The sequence below is a fragment of the Pigmentiphaga litoralis genome (assembly GCF_048632615.1).
GTDB classification, from domain to species: Bacteria; Pseudomonadota; Gammaproteobacteria; order Burkholderiales; family Burkholderiaceae_B; genus Pigmentiphaga; species Pigmentiphaga litoralis_B.
The window spans coordinates 5178139-5198966 of record NZ_CP184479.1; the positions used below are offsets into that span (position 1 = coordinate 5178139).

The following is a 20828-nucleotide window of genomic DNA, read 5'->3' on the forward strand; positions in this document are numbered from 1 at the left end:
CATGTGCGGAATGTCGTTCGATCCGGGCGGCCGCGCGGAAGGTCGCGGCCCCCGTGCCGCACACCCACCCGAGCGGGTCGGCGCGATGCCGCGGTGCGTATGCATAGGCGGTTTTATTCGTTGGCGCACCTTTGGCGCATCGCTACCTTGGCGGCTTGTTCTTCATTTGACTGGAAGCCTTCATGCCTGCCCGACCCATCTGGATTGCCTCGCTGGCAGCCGCGGCCCTGCTTGCCGTGCTGCCCCCGGCAGCTTCCGCCGACGCCGACACCGCCGCCTATCCCACCAAGCCTATCCGGCTCGTGTTTCCCTGGACCTCGGGTGGATCGCTCAGCGACCTGGCGCGCAGCCTGGGCGACGGCGTGTCGCAGCGGCTTGGCCAGCCGGTCGTGGTGGATTACAAGCCCGGTGCATCGTCCACCATCGCAGCCGCGTTGGTCGCGCGATCGGCGCCCGATGGCTACACGCTGCTGATCGGCGGCAACCCCACGTATGCCATCAATCAGTTCACGCATCGCAAGCTGTCATATGACCCGGCCATCGATCTGGCGCCGGTCGCGCTCGTGGCGACAGCGCCGTTCTTCGTGATGACAGGTCCTTCCTTGCCGGTGTCAAATCTCAACGAGCTGCTTGCCCACGCCCGCGCCCATCCGGGCAAGCTGAGCTATGGCACGCCTGGCGTGGGATCGGTGCCGCATCTTTCGGTCGTGCGCTTTGCCGAGCAGGCCGGCCTGGACCTGGTCCACGTGCCCTACAACGGACAGGCCCAGTTCATGACCGACCTGATTGGCGGACATATCGATCTGGTGTTCAGCAGCGCCGGCTTTCCGTACATCCAGTCGGGCAAGGTCAAGGGCCTGGCGGTAACCGGCGCGCAGCGAGTGCCCGGCGCGCCTGACATTCCGACCGTTGCCGAAGCCGGCGTGAAGGGCTTCAGTGCCGAAGTCTGGTGGGGCATCGCCGCACCCCGCGGCACCCCGGCGGCGATCGTTGACAAGATCAACCATGCGATCAACGGCGTGATCGGGGAGGCGGCATTCCAGCAACGCTTCGCCGAAGCCGGCTACCGCTTTGAAACCGGCACACCCGCCCAATTCGCCAGCCGCATCCAAGGCGAAATCCCAGTCTGGCGCAACGTCGTCGCGCGCGCCAACCTGACCGGCGGCGAATGAGGGGCGAGGAGTGACAGGCGAGGAATGACGGACGACGGATAACGGCAGGCCCGCACGCCGCGTCAAAAGCGGAAACCGCCCGACCCAAGACACCCCAAGATCTAGGGCACAGCGGATCTGGCTCCGCCAGTCCGCCAGTGCCGCCCCTGGGGGAGGCGCGCAGCGCCTAGGGGGGCTTAACCCCTACTCTTTTTCGACGCCCGCGTCGGCCGCGACCTTCTGCCAGCGCACGCCTTCGGCGCGCACGAACTCGGCGAACTGCGCCGGGGTGCCCGGGGCGGCCGCCACGTTGCCGGCCTTTTCGATCCGGTCCATGTAGTCGGGCTGCTTCGCGATCTTTGCCAGTTCCGAATTCAGGCGCGTCACGATCGCAGGCGGCAGGTTGGCGGGTGCGAACAGGCCGGTCCATGCATTCACGGTCAGCTTGGGCAGGCCCTGTTCCGCGAAAGTGGGCACGTCAGGCAAGGACGTCGAACGCTTCTCCCCCGTCGTCGACAGCGCAATCAGCTTGCCGCCCTTGACCGCGCCCAGCGTGTTCGGAATGGTCTCGACCATCATCTGCACCTGTCCGCCGAGCAGGTCGGGCATGGCCGCGCCGCCGCCCTTGTAGGGCACGTGGGTGATGTCCAGGCGGCTTTCCGACTTGAAGAGCTCACCCGCCAGATGCGAGATCGACCCGATGCCGGCCGATGCATACGCCAGCTTGTTCGGGTTGGCCTTGGCATAGGCTTCCAGTTCGCGCATGTTCTTGGCCGGCACGGACGGGTTGATCACCAGCACCAAGGGACCGTCTTGCAGGCGGCCGATGGCGGTGAAGTCCTTGTTCAGGTCGAACGGCAGCGTTTTCTTCAGCGCCAGGTTGATGGCGTGGGTGCCGATGGTGCCGAACAGCAGCGTGTAGCCATCGGCCGGGGCGCGCGCCACCTGTTCCGACGCAATGATGCCGCCCGCACCCGGCTTGTTTTCGACAACGACCGGCTGACCCAGTTGCTGGGCGAGCGATTGGGCCATGCTGCGCGCCAGGATGTCCGACGAGCCGCCCGCCGCGAACGGCACGACCAGCCGCACGGGGCGGTTGGGGTAATCCTGGGCAGATGCGGCGGGCACGATGGCGACGGCCAGCAACAGGCCGGCGAAGGGTGCCAGCGCGGCGGCAACAGACGTTGAAAGCGAGGGCGCCGAGGTCGGACGCGTCGAGGTCAGGCGGTTAGGTAATCCCATGGTGGCTCACTCTGGCAGATGGTAGGAGATGCGGTGGACGGCTGAGCCCCGCGGGCTCATGGCGATTGCGGCGGGTCGGCACGCGATCGGTCTCCGTCGGCCAGCGCCTGCAAGGAATTCCATGCGGCATTGACCGTGTTGTTAGGGGTCTTGCGGGCACTTCGTAAACAAGCCCTGGACCACCGTTTCGTCTATGGTCCAGTAGTTTGCAGGCGACACATTATTGGCCCTCGTAACAGAGTGTCAAGGCATTTCGGGCGGTGTCCGGTCCAGCACCACGTATGTTGGAGCTATGCCAATATTGCATCGATCGCCTCAGCCGGTTAAGGTGGCGCGTTGCGGTCGGAGCACGGAAACATGGATTTCAAGCAGCTCGAGTATTTCGTTCGCGTGGCGGAACATGGCAGCTTCAGCCGGGCCGCCGCGGCGCTCGATACCGGCCAGCCTTTCCTGAGCCGGCAGGTGCGTCAGCTGGAGGTCGAGCTGCGCAAGAATCTGTTCCACCGGCACGGGCGGGGGATTGTGCTGACCGATGCCGGCGAGCAGTTCCTGGCCTTCGCCAAAAGCGTGCTGCTGCAATTCGAAGCGGCCAGCCAGGCGCTGAGCAAAGCCGAGGCGGACATCACCGGCCGCGTGGTAGTGGGCCTGCCGCCGTCGCTGGGACGGGTGCTGACCGTGCCGCTGGTACGTGCCTTCAGCTCGCGTTTTCCGCAGGCGCGGCTGACCATCGTCGAGGCGTTGAGTACATCGCTGCATGAACGGCTGGTGGCCGACAAGATCGACGCCACGCTGGTGTACGACCCCGTCGCCTCGTCGCTGACCCAGGTGGAACGCCTGGTGACCGAGCCGATGTGTCTGATCCTGCGCAAGTCCCCGGAAAACGCCGGCCTGAACACCGTGTCGTTTTCGCAACTGGCCGATCATTCCCTGATCTTTCCGTGCGAGCCGCATCCCTTGCGGTCGCGCGTCGATGCCGAGGCAAGCCGCCAGGGTTTCGAGCTGGACGTCGCGTTCGAGATCGACGGTGTGGCATCGATCGAGGCGCTGGTCGGCAACGGCCTGGGCGCCGCCGTGGTGCCGTACAACGTATTGCGCGCCGGGCTGCATGGCTCGCAGCACGCCGAGGAATTGCTGATCTGCCCGCTGGTCGACCCGATCATGAGTTCGACCATCTGTCTGGTGACCGCCAGCCGCCGGCCGCCCACCTTGCTGGCGACCAAGATGGTCGACATGCTGCGGCAGGTGGCGGTGGAGACGCTGGTGCTGCCTGATGACGCACGGGAAGCCTGGCTGAACGAGGCCGCGCGGGCGTAGCCTGCCAGGAGGGTGGCTGTTGCGGATTGCTATGCACCTCTTGCATATCAAGTAGTAGCCATCGGCGTCTGGCGAAGGACCGGCCGGACGCGCATGATGTCGTTACTGAACGCCCGTTGCGGGCCGCCTGTTACAGGCGGAGAACGCCGGCCGATTGCCCTGCAGAGGAAACCATGTCCTATACCTCCATTACCGCCACGCCGATTTCCCCGCACATCGGCGCCGAGATCGGCAATATCGATCTCACCCAGCCGCTGTCCGACATTCAGCAGAAAGAACTGCATGATGCCTTCATCAAGTATCAGGTCGTGTTCTTCCGCGAACAGGAAATCAGCTTCGAAGACCAGATCCGGGTCGCCAGCTATTTCGGGCCGCTCGGCAAGCATGTCGGCGTCAACACGATCAGCAAGACGACCGATAACCCGCTGGTGCGCAAGTTCCACTACGACGAAACCTCCAAGCAGATCTCGGGTGAAAACTTCCACAGCGACCAGTCGTGTGCCGCGATCCCGCCGCTCGGCAGCATGCTGTACAACCACACGGTGCCGCCCGATGGCGGTGGCGACACTATGTTCGCCAGCATGTATTCGGCGTACGACGCATTGTCGCCACGCATGAAGGTGTACCTGGAAGGCCTGACGGCAACCCATGACGGCACGCGGGTGTTTGGGCCGGGCACGCCCATCAATTCGCATCCGGTCATCGCGCGTCACCCGGTCAGCGGCAAGAAGCTGATCTACGTGAATACCGATTTCACGTCCAAGATCAACGAACTGTCGCCCAAGGAAAGCGATGCGATCCTAAAATTCCTGGTCGATCATTGCAACAAGCCCGAGTGGACCTGCCGCTTCCGCTGGCGCAATCATTCGATCGCGTTCTGGGACAACCGCTGCACCCACCATAAGGCGATCTGGGACTACTGGCCCAACGTGCGCTCGGGCTTCCGCGTGCAGGTCGAAGGCACGGCGCCCCCGCTGGCGGGCTGACGCCTACACGCGTTCGTCTGCATCGATGACGGTCCGGCCGCATCGTTTCCTTACGGACGGACCTGCCAGACCAACGGCGATGCCGCGCATGCGCGGCGTCGCCGTTTTTCATTGCCACGCCCGGTTACGTTGGCCGCGTGTTTGTGACGCGTCTTTTCCCTGACATGGCGTAAGCTTCGCGTGACTATTTCAGGAATCGGACGCCGGGCAGGACGGGCGCGAGCAGGAGCGGCAAGGCATGTGGAATGACATCTGGGGTACGGTCGTCGCGGAATTTTCTGATCTGCACGACGTGGCCGAGATCACGCGGGTATGCGTCAGACTGCTGGTGGCGATGGTGCTTGGCGGTCTGCTGGGGTATGAACGGGAGCTGCGCGGCACCGCGGCCGGCCTGCGCACCCACATGCTGGTGGCGGTTGGGGCGGCGCTGTTCGTGCTGGTGCCGCTGCAGGCCGGAACGCAGCTGGCCGACATGAGCCGGGTGTTGCAGGGCGTGATTGCCGGCATCGGCTTTCTGGGCGCGGGCGCCATCATCAAGCTGGGCGAGCAGCAGGTGCGTGGTGTCACGACCGCGGCAAGCATCTGGGCGACCGCGGCGATCGGCATTGCCGCGGGCATGGGCCGGGAAGCCACCGCCATTCTGAGCACGGTGTTTGCATTGATCATCCTGGCCGCCGTCCGCAAGGTGGCGCCCGACAAACGCTCGCCGCCGTTGGTGGAAGTGCCGCACGGCGCACGGCATGAAGACCGGTCCAAGCTGATGCCCTGACGAGCGCCGCTACGGCGGTGCCACGCTGCGCCGGGGGACGGCCCGGTCCGCGCCCGAGCTGGCGGCGATCCTGGTCAATGAAAATTCCGGCTTTCGGTATTGAGCTTGCCAAGCAGCCCCGACAGGTCGACCAGCCGCTTCGCCACCAGGCTGCGGACACCCTGGTGGCTTTGCCAGATGCCGTAGACCCCCAGTAACGAGGACCCCAGCAATTCCCTGCGTTGGGCGTCGACCAGGCTGGGCCAGACGATGACGTTGACCGGCCCGGTCTCGTCTTCCAGGGTGACGAAGATGGTGCCATGCGCCGTGCCCGGCCGCTGGCGGACAGTCACGATGCCCGCGGCGCGAGCCAGCCTGCCGTCGGGAAACTGGTTCAACCGGTCGGCCGCCATGAAGCCGCGCGTACCCAGATAACCCCGTAGCAAGGCCAGGGGGTGGCGGTTCAACGTCATCCGCAAGGACTGGTAGTCGGCCACGATCTCTTCGGATTCGGTAGGGGCGGGCAGGTCGGGCGCCGGTTCATGGACGCCGGCGTCGCGCAACAGGCCGCGTTCGGGCACGCTGTCGACTGCTTCCCACAAGGCCGTACGCCGATGGCCCGACAGCGCCTGCAATGCATTGGCCGCGGCCAGGGCCTGCAGGCTGTGCCGGTCCAGTGCGGCCCGGCGCCCCAGATCGGTGGTGTCGCTGAACATGCGTTGCCGCCGCACATCGACGATGCGCCGTCCCACGGCTTCGGCCAGTCCCTGGATCTGGTTGAGCCCGAGCCGCACCGACGGCGGTTGCGTGGCGTTGTCGAGTTTCGCGTCCCAGTCGCTGAGGCAGATATCGACTGGCAGCACCTTGACTCCATGCCGCTTGGCGTCCTGCACCAGTTGGTAAGGAGAATAGAAGCCCATTGGCTGGCTGTTCAACAGCGCGGTCAGGAAGGCTTCGGGTTCATGGCATTTGAGCCACGAACTGACATACGCCAGCTGCGCGAAGCTGGACGCATGCGATTCCGGAAAGCCGTATTCGCCAAAGCCTTCGATCTGCCGGAAGATGGCCTCGGCAAAGTCCGCGTCGTAACCGTTGCCCAGCATGCCCGCCATGAGTTTGGTGCGATGCTTTTCCAGGCCGCCCTTGCGTTTCCAGGCCGCCATCGACCGGCGCAGCTGATCGGCTTCACCCGCCGTATAGCCGCCGGCCAGGATCGCGATCTGCATCACCTGTTCCTGGAAGATGGGCACGCCCAGGGTCCGGGCCAGGGCCTGTTCCACCTGCGGGCTGGGATATTCGATCGGTTCCAGCCCCTGGCGGCGTTTGAGGTAGGGATGGACCATGCCGCCCTGGATCGGACCGGGCCGCACGATGGCGACTTCGACCACCAGGTCGTACAGCCGCCGCGGCCGCAACCTCGGCAGCATGGTCATCTGCGCCCGCGATTCGATCTGGAAGACGCCCATGGTGTCGGCGGCGCAGATCATGTCGTAGGTGGCGGTGTCGTCGGCGGGAATCTGGTACATCTCGAGCACGCGGCCGCGCTGCTGCGACACCAGGTCGAGCGCCCGCCGGATGACCGTCAGCATGCCCAGCGCCAGCACGTCCACCTTGAGCAGGCCAACGGCGTCCAGGTCATCCTTGTCCCACTGCACCACGCTGCGGTCGGCCATGGTGGCGTTTTCGATCGGCACCATCCGCGACAGCTTGCCCCGCGACATGACGAAGCCGCCCGGATGCTGCGACAGATGGCGCGGAAAACCCATCAGCCTTTCCGACAAGGCGCCCCAGCGCTGCGCATGCAGCGATGCCGGATCGAAGCCGCATTCCACGAACCGTTTGTTCAGACCTTCCTTGCCGTCCCACCACTGGTGGGTCTTGGCGACCTGGTCGACCACGGCCAGGTCGACGCCCAGCGCCTTGCCCACGTCGCGCAGCACGCTGCGCGGCCGGTAGCTGATGACCACCGCCGTCAATGCCGCCCGGTCGCGTCCGTATTTGGCGTAGATGTATTGGATCACTTCTTCGCGCCGCTGGTGTTCGAAGTCGACGTCGATATCGGGCGGCTCGGAACGTTCGCGGCTGATGAAGCGTTCGAACAGCAGCTCGCTTTCCAACGGCGAAACGGCGGTGATTCCCAGGCAGAAGCAGACCGCCGAGTTGGCCGCCGACCCCCGACCCTGGCACAGGATGCGGTGATGGCGGGCGAACTTGACGATGTCGTACACCGTCAGGAAATAGGCTTCGTAATTGAGTTCGACGATCAGGTCGAGTTCACGCGTCAGCTGCGCCACCAGCTTGGCGGGCAGGCTGGGCCCGAAACGTTCGTGCGCGCCCGCCCAGGTTTCGCGGCGCAGATAGCTGCCCGGCGTTTCGCCGGGTGGCACCACTTCTTCGGGGTATTCGTACTTGAGTTCGTCGAGCGAGAAGGTGCAGCTGTCGGCCACCTTCAGGGTTTCGGCCAGCACGTCCGGCTTGTACAGATTGGCCAGGTGCAGACGCGACCGCACGTGCTGCTCGGCATTCTGCGACAGCGCAAAGCCGCAGTCGGCCACGGATTTGCCGAGCCGGATCGCGCACATCGTGTCATGCAGGGGCTTGCGGGACCGCACGTGCATTTCGACCTGGCCCGTGGCCACGATGGGCAAGCCATGCAGGGCGGCGGCCTGTTCCACCACGGCGCGATGCCGCGTATCTTGTGCGCGGTTCAACAGGCACAGCCCCAGGCGGCAGCGCCCGGGAAAGGCGGCGGCCACCCACGCGGCCTGGGCCGACAGGGTGTCGGGGTCGATGCCGTAGTCGACCGACAGAATGATCTGGCAATCGGGCAGGCCCCGCAGGTGAGCCAGGTCTGGCGGAGGAGACGTGAAGTCGTTGGCAATGACCAGGTAGCTGCCCTTGTCGGCACGGGTGCGGGCCAGGGTAATGAGCTCGCACAGATTGCCATAGCCATTGCGATTCTGGGCCAGCGCCACCAGCGACAGCGCGGGCGTGCCATCGGGCGCGGTCAGGGTGAACTGGCTGCCGACAATGAGCTTGATCGGTGTGTCGGGATCCTTGGCCTGCACATGCGCGCGCACGACGCCGGCCAGCGAACATTCGTCGGTCATGGCCAAGGCCGAATAACCCAGGGCAGCTGCCCGCATGACCAGTTCTTCGGGGTGCGAGGCACCGCGCAGGAACGAGAAGTTCGACAGGCTTTGCAGCTCTGCATAGGCCGGAAGCATGGGTGTGAACAGGGAGGCCTGCGCGCTCATGCGAACAACCCGTGCAGGAACCAGCGAAAATCGTCGTCCACCCGTTCGCGGTAGATCCAATAACGAACCTGATTGTCGGATTCGGCAATGAAGTAGTCGCGCGAGGCCGGGGCATTATCCCACCAGCCGGTTTCGAGCCGGTCGGGGCCGCGCAGCATCTTCAGCCGTGACCCGTACACCGGCCGGTGCTGCTGCATGACGAGCGCAATCGGTTGTTCGAGCAGCCAGAAGGGCCGGTCGGCAGCAGGCGCCACGGGCGCCGGTTTGGCCTTGGGCTGCGGCGCCGGCTGCCAGCCATTGGCGACTTCCGGCCGGTGATCGGCCTTGGGCAGCGGCTGCAGCACCTTGTCGGCGCCCAGGCGCGCGGTCAGCAATTCCAACAGACGGTTGTGATCGGCCGGTGTGCCGCCCGGCTCGGGAAACAGGGATTCGGACGGCAGGGTGCGCGCCGCGACGTCGGGCGCCGACAGGGTGACCGCGATCACTGGCGCCGTCAGCACGAGCTGCGCCAGTTTTTCTTTCAGCAGCCGCACCAGATGTTCAGGATGCCAGGCGGGTTCGGCCAGGGAAATCTGCAGCAGGGTGGGCGGGATGGCATGCCGGCCCCGTTCGTGATCGAGGGCAAGTTCGATTTGCGCCACCGCCAGATGCTGCGCGACCAGCCACCCCGTCATTTGCTGGATCAGCCGATGGGCCACGAACAGCACCGCATCGGCATGGTCGATCCGTTCGATCAGTTCCAGCTTGGCCTGGAAGGTGGAAGGCGCCACGACCCAGTCGAACAGTTCGGGCGCCGCGCCCGTGGCCCGATCCAGCGCCATGCTGATGTCCTTGCCGCAGCGGCGCTGCAGGCCGGCCCGCGGCAGCCTGGCCAGCGCGCCCAAGGTGCGGCAGCCGATGCCTTCCAGCCAGTCCAGATGCGGCCGGGCCGGCGGCAGCAGGTGGCAGGACAGGCCGTCCATGCGCCTGGCCAGAGAGGGTTGGCGCAGCATGCGGCGGTGGTCGCGGCGCGGTGCGCGCGCCATGAGCCAGGCCCCTTGCGCAGTGGGCGCCATGCCCAGTTGCGCATGGAAACCCAGCAGCGCCATGGACTGCCGGATGCGCCGGCAGATGCCCCGCGGCCCGCCAAAGGCCAGCAGGCTGGCGCTGACGTCGAGCAGCAGACTGTCGTCGGCGGCCATGGCCACTTCCGGGGTGTATTGCAGCAGGCACAGCGCGATGTCGTTCAGGGCCGACGCTTCGCGCACCGGATCGCGGTCGAGCAGCGTGGCTTCGGGCGCGATCGTGGACACGCCGCCCCGGCGCATGCCGGGCTTCACGCCCATGGCGGCGGCGGATGGCGTCATGGCGCGCACCTTGTCGTGGTCGAGGATCACCTGCCCGTGGGCAGGCGATTCAGACCAGCTCGGGCACAACACGTCGAGGCTGAGGCGCGTCAGGTACACGCTGATCCACAAGCGCATCGTCGGACTCGATAGAGGAAGGGACGGGCCTGGCAGGGACCGTGGCCGGCGCCTTGATGCCAAAGCTGGGGGCGCCCAGGGGCACGAACAACGGCCGGTCGTGGCTGGGGCCGCGGCGCTTGACGATGTCGATCCGCACCTGATCCCCTGCGGGCTGCAGTAGCAGGCGCAACGGGGAGGGCGACGCGTCCTGGGCGACCTTGGCCGGCCGGAACAGAAAAAAGGGTGTCGGCGGACTGGGCTGCAAGGTGCAGGCGACGCAAGGATTCGGGACGGATCTGCGGCTGCCAATAGAGCAGGGCGCCGCAACTGCCGTTCTTGAGCACCTGTTCGGCCGCCCACAAGGCATCGGCCGTGCGGTCGGGCTTGAGCCACAGCAATTGTGACGACGACAGCCCCCACGCGCTCCAGCTGGCGACCTGGGGAACGAAGGGGGGCTGCAGCAGCACGATGCGCCGCTGCGGCGGCAGCGTATTCAGCACCGGCTGCAGCAACCGCAGTTCCCCGATGCCGGGCTGCGACACGAGCAGGTCGACCAGGGTGCCCGTGGGCCACCCGCCACCTGGCAATTCGGCCGACAGGGCGTCATGCCCGGTCGGCAGGCAAGGCTGCCCTGACTGCGCCAGTTGCGAGCCGCGCCACAAGGACGGGTGCAGGCTTTCAGGAGACAGCGTGGCGGGCTGCGCCTGAGGCGATTGCGGTGCGCAGGCCAGCGGTAGCTGCGATGGCGGCACTGCGGCGGGCCGCAAGGCAGCCCCCGGCTGGAGGCACCCGGGCGGACGGACGGCGGGTGTGCAAGAATCTGCATGACGGGCTCCAACCTAGAAAAGACTGTACAAATATACAGTGTTTCGCGGCGGGCCAGCAATGCGGTTCTGTAAGAGATGCTCAAGCCTGAGTCCGTTTGTTATCGGTGCTTGCCATCCTTTCGCCAGCATGCATGGGGTTGCTAAGATGCGTTGCGTTCCCTCATTCCCTGCCTTTCCCCTTTCCGGAGATCCCGAATGACCCTCAACGTCGCCGTTCTTGTCGGCAGCCTGCGCAAAGGCTCCTACACCCGCATGCTGGCCCACGCCCTGGCCGACGTGGCGCCAGACACCCTGAAGCTGTCCATTGTCGAAATTGGCGACCTGCCGCTCTATAACGAAGATCTGGATGGCGACGCCGCGCCCGCGGCATGGACGCGGTTCCGTACCGAAGTGCAGGCAGCCGATGCCGTCATGTTCCTGACGCCGGAATACAACCGCTCGGTTCCGGCTGCGCTCAAGAACGCGATCGACGTCGGCTCGCGGCCCTATGGCGGCAGTTCCTGGAGCGGCCGTCCGGGCGCCGTCATCAGCTGCTCGCCCGGCGGCATCGGCGGTTTCGGCGCGAACCACCACCTGCGCCAGTCGCTGGTCTTTCTTGACGTGCCCGTCATGCAGCAACCCGAGGCCTATCTGGGCGGCGTCAACAAGTTCTTTGACGACCAGGGGAAGGTCACCAATGAAGACACTCGCAAATTCCTGACGACGATCATGACGACCTTCGCCAAATGGGCAGAGACCAACCGCAAGCGTTGAGTCCTCAGTCCTGACAGGGGTGACCGCATGACCCGATCCGAAACCGTGCACGGCAGGCTGGGCGCAGGCCTGGCTGGTCTTGCGCTCAGCGTCGGTCTTGCCGATGCTTCGGCGCAGGCGCCACCCGCGCCGGCCGTCCCCCTGTACCAGGAATCCAAGGACTGGATCCTGGCATGCGACAACACCCGGTTCTGCGAAGCCAAGGGCTTCAGCGACGCCGAATCGGCCGTCATGCGCATTTCACGCGGCGCGGGTCCCACCGGTACCCTCACGGTCGAGATCGATGTTCCCGACACCGCCGAATCCCCCGATGTCACGGCCTTCCGGCTGGATGGACGGCGGCTGGATCTGAAAACCATTTCCTGGTCACCCGACGACGCGACCGGCCAGGGTCAGGCCACGCTGGTCACGGCCGACAACGATTCGGCCTACCGTCTGTTGCGCCGCATCCGTGATGGCCGGGTGCTCAGCCTGGGCGACACGCGAAGCGCGCCCGCCGTGCCTTTGCACGGCCTGGCCAAGGTCCTCAAGGTCATGGACGATGTCCAGTCCCGCTCCGGCAACGAAACGGCGTTGACCCAGCCCGGTCATGGCGGCGTGGCTGCGTTGGCCGCCGCGCCCGCCGCGCCGGCGCTGCGCGGTGCGCCACCGCCGCCCGCCCTGCCTGCAGCCGAAGCGCGGGCACTGGCAGCCGGGGTCCGCCAGGCCATGCGCGGGAGCGACGCCCTGGCCGCCTGCGATGCGCGCGCGCCCACGGACGTTGCCGTCGCGCTGACAGGTCACGACGCCCTGGTGATGGTGGAATGCGCCCGCGCCTCTTACCAGAGCAGCTACGTGATCTTTCGTGTACCCCGCGGCGAGCCGGCGGCGGCGCAGGTTTTGACGCTGGCCTTGCCGCCCGGCCTGGAAGCCGGGGCAGCCCCTGCCGCTGGCGCCACGCTGCAACTGGCCAACGCGACCTCGGACAGGATGCAGGCGGCCCCGGTTGCCTTGGCCCCCACGGCGTCGGCCGACCCGACCGGCCGCATGACCGAGCCCACCTACAACCCGCGCACGGCTACCCTGGCATCCGTATCGAAAGGGCGGGGCCTGGCCGACTGCGGCATCCGTGCCGAATGGCGGTTCGATGGTCAGGCGTTCATGCCGTCGGCTTACCGCCAGCAGATCCGCTGCGGCGGCGGGGCGCCGGGAGACTGGCCGACACTGTGGCGCACGCGGTGATCCAGGCCTGACCCGTCATGCTCCCGATTCCCCGATTCGTCCGGCAACGCGTCGAGTCCCTGGCCGCCCACCTGCTTCAGCCGTCCGACGGCCCGCGGGTCGATTTTTCGCTGCCGGCGGGCGAACCCGCACTGGTCGCACCCGACTCCGTTTCGTGGCAGGTCTTCAAGAACCCCGCCACGCTTTTCATAGGCGGCGTGGCGGCGGTGATTCTGGAATTGGCGGAGCCACGGGTGCGCACCGGGGTGTGGGAACACACCTCCTTCCGGCAGCAGCCGATGGCGCGCCTGCAACGCACCGGACTGGCCGCCATGATGACCGTGTACGGCGCTCGCAAGCAGACCGAAGCCATGATTGCCCACGTGGTGCGGCTGCACGGCGCGGTTCAGGGCATCACGCCTGGCGGCACGCCCTACCGGGCCACGGATACGGACCTGCTTGACTGGGTCCAGGCCACGGCCAGCTTCGGGTTCCTGAACGCGTATCACGTGTACGCAAGGTCACTCACGCCCGAAGACCGTGATCGCTTCTACGCGGAGGGCGCCGCGGCAGCAAGGCTCTATGGCGCCCAAGGCGCGCCCGTGTCCGAAGCCGACCAGCAGGCACAGTTCGCCGCCATGCAACCGCGCCTGGAAGCCTCGGACATCGTGCACGAATTCCTGACCATCATTGCGCACGTGCCCGTGCTGCCGGCGCGCTTGCGTGGTCTGCAATCGGTCATGGTGCGGGCCGCCATCGACCTTGTGCCGGCACCCGTCCGGCACACGCTGCAACTGGGATCCCGGGCTGGGCTCAGGCCCGGCGAGCGGTGGCTGGTCACGCGGATCGCAAAGGCCGCGGATCGTTTCCCCTTGCGGTCCAGCCCCGCCGTGCAAGCCTGCCGACGCCTTGGATTGCCGGACGATTACCTGTACCGCCGTCGTCCGCAGCAACGCTAGCCGCTCAGCCCCGCAGCGCCCCGTACGCCGGCCCGAACCGGTACTGGCTGGTGCCGCTGCGTTTGGCTTCATACATGGCAATGTCGGCCGCGCGCAGCAGGCTGGACGGTGATGCCTGGCTGCCGGCCTCGTAGATGGCAATGCCGGCGCTGGCGCTCATGCTGACCTGATTCGCGCCCAGCACGATAGGCACGCTCAAGGCAGCCAGCAAGGTGCTGGTCAGCCCGCGCATGGCTTCTTTGTCGGCCAGGCCTTCGACCACTAGCACGAATTCGTCGCCCGCCAGCCGAAAGACCTGGTTGCCGGCGCCGGCACGCTCCCGCAGGCGGCGGGCCACTTCCTTCAACACCATGTCGCCCTGTTCGTGGCCCAGGCTGTCATTGACCGCCTTGAAGCCGTCCAGGTCCAGGAACACCACCGCCACGGATTGGCCGGTGGCATCGGCCCGTTCAAGCGCCCGTGGCAGGAGTTCCTGGAAGGCGCGCCGGTTGGGTACGCCGGTCAGCACGTCCTCGCGGGCCTCCTGTTCGCGCGCCAGTTCTCGCACGTGGCGCTCGGTCACGTCATGCGCCATGCAGTAATAGCCGGCAAGGCGATGATCGATGAAATTCGGGATCAGCGTCACGGCGGTATATGCCGTGGACCCATCCGGCGCCCGCTGTGCGATTTCCAGCGACACGCGTTCGCCGTCACCCGCCGTGGCCAGGGCCCCGCGGATCTGTTGGGTGGCGGCGTCGTCCATGACGTCTTCGATCGGATGCCCGATCAGCCGTTGCGGGTCCTTGCCCAACGCCGACCGGTGTTTTTCGTTGGCGTACTGGTAGCGCAGGTCGGCATCGAAATACGCGACCAGCGCCGGCACGTTATCGCTCACCATCCGAAGCTGGTCGTTGGCGTGCTGCAGTTCGCGCGTACGGGCCTCGATCCGGCTTTCCAGGCTTTGTTGCAACGCCAGCAAGGCCGTCTGGGCTTCGACGCGTTTCTGGATGTCGTCCACAATGGAAATGAAGTACAGCGCCGTTCCGTCGACCGACCGGCGGGCAGCCACGGTCAGGTTCACCCAGATCACCTCGCCCGTCTTCCGGATGTAACGCTTGTCGATGGTGTAGCGATCCACGTCGCCGCGCACCAATTGCTGAACACGTTCCATGTCGATATCGAGATCACCGGGGTGGGTGATGTCCTGGAAAGTCAGATGCGACAGTTCTTCGTGTCCGTAGCCCACGATGTTGCACAGGGAATCGTTGACTTCGAGCCATCGTCCGTCCAGGCCGATCAGCGCAATGCCCACGGCCGCGCCTTCGAATACCGAACGAAAACGCGCTTCGCCGTCCAGGTCGCGCAATGCCGAGATGTCGCCACGGCGGCTGTCGATCAGGGCTTCCCGTTGCTGCAGTTCATGGCTGACCAGCAGTGCGGCCTGGCTCAGGCAACCGATGTCTGCTTCATCGAATTCGCGGGGTTCCCAGCCGACCGCGCAAACGGTGCCTAGTGCCAGACCCTTCAGGCTGCGGATCGCGACGCCCGCGTAGCTGCGGATGCCTGGCGTGCCGGTCACCAGCGGGTTGTCGAAGAAGCGGTCGTCGATCAGCGTATCGGGAATGACCAGGGGCGGATCCTGCACGATGCAATGCGCACAGAAGGCGCTTTGCCGGTCGAACTGACGAATGTCGAAACCGTAGCTGGACTTGAACCATTGCCGGTCGCGGTCGACCAGCGACACCAGCACCACCGGCACGCGCAGCGCCTGCGCGGCCAGACTGGTGATCAGGTCAAAGACCGGTTCACGTGGCGTATCGAGAATGTCGAGCGCGTGCAGCAGCGCCAACCGGTCTTCTTCATTGGGCGCAAGGGGCGCAATCTGCATGGTGCGGGAGCCTGGTGCTACGGAATACCGGCATCGTACGCCGATGCCTCGCGCAGCGCAGCCCCGGCGTCACCCTACAGATCCGTCCCGCAGAAGCGTTCAGTGGCAGCGGACTGGCTGACGAAAGGATTGCCCGAGCCCTGGATCTTCCAGATGCGCTGTTCGCGCTCGCGCTCCCAGGCATCCACCGGATAGGCCTTGGCCCACGTACAGAACAGGCGGCGTTCCTGGTCGCTCATGCGCAGCCGGTAGGTGGTGTGCATATACATCTGGATCCGGGCAATGCGGCCGCGGACCACCTGCCGCGGCTGTACGCGCCGATGCTTGAAATCCACCACCGTGCGGCACTGGCCGTACATGGGCGTGGGGTTGTTGTCCCACACGTTGAAGCCGAAGTTGGACCGGTCGCCGTTGACTTCGCCTATGGCCGGCACCAGGTTGACCAGATCGCCTTCGGCTTTGCCGTACACCGGATCGGTCGCGGCGCAGTGCTTGCGGCCGCCTTGCTGCCAGCACTGCCGCTGATGGCCGATGTTCCAGGCGGGCACGACGTGTTCCCATTCCAGGCGCGATGCGCGTGACGCGTTCTTGCGGGGCTTGAAGCCGCAGGACTTCGGGTCGATGGTCTTGCCCTTGTAGTTGCAGCCGCAATAGAAGTCCTGTTCCAGGTTGGCGTACAGCCGGGGCAGGACCTGCTTGGCGTGCTTGAAATCGCGGGGACCGACAGCGGTGGGGCGGGTGACGAGGGGAGCGGCGTGAGCGGGCAGCGCGGCCAACACCGAAAGCAGAAAAAGGAAAGACAGTCGCATGGGGCGGCATTGTATCGGGACCGTCCTACTACGTAGGCCATAATGGAAGGCTGACCTAGACATTTTTTTAAAGGAAGGCATGTTCCAGGCATTACAGCTCCGTCTCTCTCTCATTTTTTCCGAACCCTGGGCGCGCATCAGCGCCGCCATGGTCGCACTGGTCCTGGCGGCGGGATTGGCTTACGTGATCGTCCACCGCGTCGTTCAACGCGTCATGCGCGAGCTGCTGACCCACTTGTCCCTGGGGAACTGGGACGACGCACTGACCCGTCACGGTTTCTACAAGCGGCTGGCGCAGATGGCGCCACCCGTCGTCTTCCAGTTCGGCATCCTTGCCGTGCCCGATCTGACGATCTCCGCCACCGAAGTGCTGCGGAACCTGGCGATGGCGGCCACGCTGCTGTTCGGCATGCTGATGCTGTCGGCGGCAATGAACGCCGCCAACGATGCCTTCGCCACGTCGACCCGCGCCCACACCCGGTCGATCAAGGGCTATCTGCAACTCGGCAAGATCGTGTTGTGGGCTTTCGGCACCATCGTGATCGTTGCAACCGTCATCGATCGTTCACCCCTGTTGCTGCTGTCCGGCCTTGGCGCTATGTCGGCAGTGCTGCTGCTGGTTTTCAAGGACACCTTGCTGTCGTTCGTGGCCAGCGTGCAACTGACGTCCAATGACATGCTGCGGGTGGGCGACTGGATCGAAATGCCGCAAGTGGGCGCCGACGGCTTCGTGATCGACATTGCGCTGCATACGGTCAAGGTCGAAAACTGGGACAAGACCATCACGACCATTCCGACCTACCGGCTGTTCTCGGATAGCTTCCGCAACTGGCGGACCATGTTCACGTCGGGCGGGCGGCGTATCAAACGTACGATCCGGCTGGACGCAGGCAGCGTGCGATTCTTACGCGATGGCGAGATGGACCAGTTGCGGCGCTTTCGTCTGCTGGGCGACTATCTGGACCAGAAGCAGAAAGCCATCCACGAAGCGAATCAGGAGCTGGGCGAGCCCGGCCATGATCCGGTCAACCAGCGGCGGCTGACCAACCTGGGCACCTTCCGCGCCTATACCGAGGCGTATCTGAAGCAGCATCCCGGTATCAACACCAGCATGATCCTGATGGTGCGCATGCTGGAACCCGGCGACAAGGGCATTCCGATCGAGCTGTATTGCTTCACGGCCAGCACGGCCTGGGTCAGCTACGAGCAGGTGCAGGGCGATATCTTCGACCATCTGCTGGCCATCCTGCCCGAGCTGGGTCTGCGGCTCTATCAATCGCCCGCGGGCAACGATCTGGTGACCGCGTTTGCAGAGCGGCCGGTGTCGCCGTCGATGCATGCGCGACTTGAGGACAGGCAGGAAAGCCTGGCGGGCTGAGTGCTGCGGTGCGTGGGCCGACCTGGTCATGCAACGGCGCTCGGTGAGCCCGCGGCGCCCCTAACCTCGCGCGCCAACCTGGACCGTCCATTCACCCGCTCAGCCTGCGGCGGCCAGCACCTCGCGTGCGGCGGGCAGCGGCAGTTCACGGATCACCCCCGTGACCGCGCCCGTGCGCTTCGCGTGTTCGAGCCCTTCGTTGGCCAGGGCGTCCGCGCGTTCATTGCCGGCATGGCCGTTGTGCCCCCGCACCCACCGGAAGCTGACCTTGTGCCGCTGCGCCGCGTCGATCAGCGTCTTCCAGAGTTCCGGATTCTTGACGTCCTTCCAGTTCTTCTTGACCCAGCCATGGCGCCACTCGGTCATGCCTTTCACCACGTACTGGGAATCGGTATAGACGATGATGTCAGCGGGCTCGACAACCCACCGCAAGGCCTCGATCGCGGCGGTCAGTTCCATCCGGTTGTTGGTGGTATCGGGCGCGCCGCCATAGATTTCCACGGCCTTGTCGGGCGTCTGGATCCACGCTCCCCATCCCCCTGGGCCGCCCGGATTGCCGCGGCAGGCCCCATCGCAATAGATCGCGACGCCCGACGTAGGCGCATCGGTCGACGGCGGTGGCGCGTCGGGCAGGGCGGCAGGCTGCTCGGTCATCCACGCTTCGAACGGCGACAGGTCGGCCACGTCTTTGACGTACCACTTCTTTTGCGCGGGATTCCAGCGCGCGCCCAGCGCCTTGGCTTGGTCTTTCTCGGCAAACGGAACTTTCAACCAGACGATCATGGCAATTCGCTTTGGAGCAGGGAGGGACTTCAGGGGTCGGAACCTTACGGGCCGGGGCGGGCCGGTGTCAAGCCGGCAATCGGGGATTGCGCCGGGGCGCATCTCACGAATTTGTGCTAGGCCCGTTACGCAGTATCCACAGTGCCCTTTTTTTGTTCGATGTGTTTTGAACGCCCATTTCATGCGGCTTGCGCGAGCGGCTGAGCCAAATGTCCCCAAGCTTGTCCACAGGATATGGGGATAACTTTGTCACAGTTTCAAGATGCCGCGTGACGATGCGGCATCGGGATGCGGCGTCAAGGTTCCGCGTCAAGATACCGCGGCCGAAGGGGCTGCTTGCGGACCAGGCGGCGCAAAGCGCAGCGACTGGCTGACGGCGCTCGCGCAGAACATGACCCGTTCACCGATAGTCAGCCGCTCGTCCTCGGACAGGTGGGGCCGCGCAATGGTCAGGCTCAGGCTGCCCAGGCAATTGCCCGCGCCGTCCAGGATCGGCGCCGCCACGCCGGTCACGCCAAGGGTGACCTGGCCGCTGGAAATGGTGCAGCGCATGCGCCGCAGGCGCGCCAGCAGCGTCTTGACCTCGGCAAGCGAGTGGCCCAGGCCCGCATCCACGAACGCCTCGGGGTGTTCCGCGTACAGCCGCGTCACGGTCCGCGTGGGCGTATAGGCCAGGATGATGCGCGAGGCCGCCCCTTTGAGCAGCGGGCGTGCATAGCCGCGTTCGTAATGGCTGTGAAAGGCGTCGGTGCCTGCTTCCTGATGCACGCACAACACTTTGTCCTGGTACCGCCGGCAGAGCAGGGCGATGCCGGGCACCGCGCGCACCAGGTCCTGCATGACCGGACGGCTCGCGGTGATCAGCGGGTCGCGCAGGCGCATGGCGTGATCGAGTTCGGCCACACGGGGTCCCAGCGTAAAGCCCAGTTCGGGCAGCGACGTGATCAGCCCCGCTTCGGCCAGCACTTTCAGATAGCGGTACAGCGTGCTGCGGGGCAGGCCTGACCGCGCCAGCAATGCATCGGCATCCAGGCCGCCGGCGGCTTCGACGATGTCGATCAACGACAGCATTTTTTCCAGGCTGTTCATTGAAGGCGACCGCTGGTTCTACGATCCCTGTTGCACCCAGGCGGGATGCACGCGGTCAACGGCGCGCAGGTCATATCGGCGTGCGCAGCGGCCGTCCGGCAACCTGCCGTTCGGCGTTGTCCAGAAAGGACGCAACGGTCGCCGCGATCGCTTCGGGCGACGCGCCCGCCACATGCGGCGTCAGCACGACGTTGTGCAGACCGATCAGGTCGGCCGGTGCATCGGGTTCGCTTTCGTACACGTCCAGGCCCGCCCCCGCGATCACGCCGTCACGCAGGGCCTGCGCAAGCGTAGCGGTGTCCACCACGCTGCCGCGCGCAATGTTGACCAGGTAGCCGCGCGGCCCCAAGGCCTGCAGCACATCGGCGTTGACGATGTGCCGTGTCTCCGCGCCGCCCGGCGTGGCCACGATCAGGATGTCGGCCCACTGCGCCAGCGCGGCCGCGGAATCGAAATAGGCATGATCGACATCGGACAGCGGGCGCCGATTGTGATACCCGATCGCAAGGTCGAAGCCGGCCGCCCGCCGCGCAATCTGCCGGCCTATGGTGCCCAGGCCGATGATGCCCAGGCGCTTGCCGTACACGCTGGCGGGCGGTGGCAGGCCTTCACGCCAGCCGCCTTCGCGCACCCGCTGGTCAAGCCGCGGAATCTGCCGGGTGACGGCCAGCAGCAGACCCATTGCATGATCGGCCACGCACGCGTCGTTTGCACCCGCGCCGTTCGCCAATGCAATGCCCCGCGCCCGCGCCGCATCGACGTCCAGTCGTTCATACCCCGCGCCCAAAGCGCAGACGAACGCCAGCCTGGGCATCGCATCCATCTCGTCCGCCGTCAGCCCACGCGCGCCGATGGTCAGCACGATGTCGATATCTTTTCCATGGGTCGCGATGGCCTCGGCCTGCTGCGCCGTGTCGGGCGCATAGATGACGTCAAGCTGCGCTTCGATCTCGGCCAGATGGGCGGCGGAAAATCGATGAAGGACAAGGCAACGGCGGCGGGCAAGCGTCATGTGCATTC

General features: G+C 65.8%; 16 protein-coding genes and 1 pseudogene. 8 read left to right on the top strand and 9 right to left on the bottom strand.

Going from position 1 to position 20828, the window contains the following annotated elements:
- The first annotated feature begins 182 nt into the window (after positions 1 to 182).
- Positions 183 to 1172: a Bug family tripartite tricarboxylate transporter substrate binding protein gene (locus ACNANG_RS23925; protein ID WP_420225116.1), complete on the top strand. Its 990-nt coding sequence runs from the start codon at positions 183 to 185 to the stop codon at positions 1170 to 1172.
- A gap of 183 nt (positions 1173 to 1355) precedes the next feature.
- On the opposite strand, the gene ACNANG_RS23930 is transcribed toward ACNANG_RS23925, so the two are convergent.
- The gene (locus tag ACNANG_RS23930) at positions 1356 to 2393 is read right to left on the bottom strand and encodes a Bug family tripartite tricarboxylate transporter substrate binding protein (RefSeq protein ID WP_420225117.1); all 1038 of its coding nucleotides are present in this window, start codon (positions 2391 to 2393) and stop codon (positions 1356 to 1358) included.
- A gap of 357 nt (positions 2394 to 2750) precedes the next feature.
- Between ACNANG_RS23930 and ACNANG_RS23935 the strand changes: the two genes are divergently transcribed.
- The 3 genes from ACNANG_RS23935 (at position 2751) to ACNANG_RS23945 (ending at position 5462) form a co-directional block, all read left to right on the top strand.
- Positions 2751 to 3707: a LysR family transcriptional regulator gene (locus ACNANG_RS23935; RefSeq protein ID WP_420225118.1), complete on the top strand. Its 957-nt coding sequence runs from the start codon at positions 2751 to 2753 to the stop codon at positions 3705 to 3707.
- 173 nt (positions 3708 to 3880) lie between these two features.
- On the top strand, positions 3881 to 4693 hold the full coding sequence (locus ACNANG_RS23940) for a TauD/TfdA dioxygenase family protein (RefSeq protein ID WP_420225119.1): 813 nt from the start codon (positions 3881 to 3883) through the stop codon (positions 4691 to 4693).
- Between the two features lie 238 nt (positions 4694 to 4931).
- A complete protein-coding gene (locus ACNANG_RS23945; RefSeq protein ID WP_420225120.1) occupies positions 4932 to 5462 on the top strand; it encodes an MgtC/SapB family protein in 531 nt (176 codons plus the stop codon).
- A 74-nt stretch (positions 5463 to 5536) separates the two neighbouring features.
- Here the strand turns inward: ACNANG_RS23945 and ACNANG_RS23950 are convergent, their stop codons facing one another.
- The 3 genes and pseudogenes from ACNANG_RS23950 to imuA form a co-directional block, all read right to left on the bottom strand.
- The gene (locus tag ACNANG_RS23950) at positions 5537 to 8698 is read right to left on the bottom strand and encodes an error-prone DNA polymerase (protein ID WP_420225121.1); all 3162 of its coding nucleotides are present in this window, start codon (positions 8696 to 8698) and stop codon (positions 5537 to 5539) included.
- Entirely contained in the window at positions 8695 to 10161 is a 1467-nt protein-coding gene (locus ACNANG_RS23955) for a Y-family DNA polymerase (RefSeq protein WP_420225122.1), read from the bottom strand. The genes ACNANG_RS23950 and ACNANG_RS23955 overlap by 4 nt, the downstream gene beginning before the upstream one ends.
- Positions 10094 to 10832, bottom strand: a pseudogene (imuA, locus tag ACNANG_RS23960) (translesion DNA synthesis-associated protein ImuA). Before imuA ends, ACNANG_RS23955 begins: the two are co-directional and overlap by 68 nt.
- 333 nt (positions 10833 to 11165) lie before the next feature.
- Between imuA and ACNANG_RS23965 the strand changes: the two are divergent.
- Genes ACNANG_RS23965 through ACNANG_RS23975 form a run of 3 tightly spaced genes read left to right on the top strand, consistent with a single transcriptional unit; the run spans position 11166 to position 13882 of the window.
- The gene (locus tag ACNANG_RS23965) at positions 11166 to 11723 is read left to right on the top strand and encodes an NADPH-dependent FMN reductase (RefSeq protein WP_420225123.1); all 558 of its coding nucleotides are present in this window, start codon (positions 11166 to 11168) and stop codon (positions 11721 to 11723) included.
- A 27-nt stretch (positions 11724 to 11750) separates the two neighbouring features.
- The gene (locus tag ACNANG_RS23970) at positions 11751 to 12944 is read left to right on the top strand and encodes a DUF1176 domain-containing protein (protein WP_420225124.1); all 1194 of its coding nucleotides are present in this window, start codon (positions 11751 to 11753) and stop codon (positions 12942 to 12944) included.
- Positions 12945 to 12961: 17 nt separating this feature from the next.
- Positions 12962 to 13882: an oxygenase MpaB family protein gene (locus ACNANG_RS23975; RefSeq protein ID WP_420225125.1), complete on the top strand. Its 921-nt coding sequence runs from the start codon at positions 12962 to 12964 to the stop codon at positions 13880 to 13882.
- A gap of 4 nt (positions 13883 to 13886) precedes the next feature.
- Here ACNANG_RS23975 and ACNANG_RS23980 read toward each other — a convergent pair whose 3' ends face one another.
- Together ACNANG_RS23980 and ACNANG_RS23985 are read right to left on the bottom strand one after the other, a co-directional pair.
- Complete coding sequence (locus ACNANG_RS23980; RefSeq protein WP_420225126.1) at positions 13887 to 15749, bottom strand: diguanylate cyclase domain-containing protein; 1863 nt, start codon at positions 15747 to 15749, stop codon at positions 13887 to 13889.
- Between the two features lie 74 nt (positions 15750 to 15823).
- A complete protein-coding gene (locus tag ACNANG_RS23985; RefSeq protein WP_420225127.1) occupies positions 15824 to 16558 on the bottom strand; it encodes an endonuclease in 735 nt (244 codons plus the stop codon).
- A gap of 148 nt (positions 16559 to 16706) precedes the next feature.
- Here ACNANG_RS23985 and ACNANG_RS23990 point away from each other — a divergent pair, with 148 nt between their 5' ends.
- Positions 16707 to 17936, top strand: coding sequence for a mechanosensitive ion channel family protein (locus ACNANG_RS23990; RefSeq protein WP_420225128.1), 1230 nt, complete (start codon positions 16707 to 16709; stop codon positions 17934 to 17936).
- Between the two features lie 99 nt (positions 17937 to 18035).
- Here ACNANG_RS23990 and rnhA read toward each other — a convergent pair whose 3' ends face one another.
- The 3 genes from rnhA to ACNANG_RS24005 all read right to left on the bottom strand — a co-directional run bounded on the left by rnhA (position 18036) and on the right by ACNANG_RS24005 (position 20820).
- Positions 18036 to 18719, bottom strand: a complete 684-nt coding sequence (gene rnhA, locus ACNANG_RS23995) for a ribonuclease HI (protein WP_420225129.1) — start codon at positions 18717 to 18719, stop codon at positions 18036 to 18038.
- Positions 18720 to 19028: 309 nt separating this feature from the next.
- Complete coding sequence (locus tag ACNANG_RS24000) at positions 19029 to 19808, bottom strand: IclR family transcriptional regulator (protein ID WP_420225130.1); 780 nt, start codon at positions 19806 to 19808, stop codon at positions 19029 to 19031.
- Between the two features lie 70 nt (positions 19809 to 19878).
- Entirely contained in the window at positions 19879 to 20820 is a 942-nt protein-coding gene (locus ACNANG_RS24005; RefSeq protein ID WP_420225131.1) for a 2-hydroxyacid dehydrogenase, read from the bottom strand.
- Positions 20821 to 20828 lie beyond the last annotated feature (8 nt).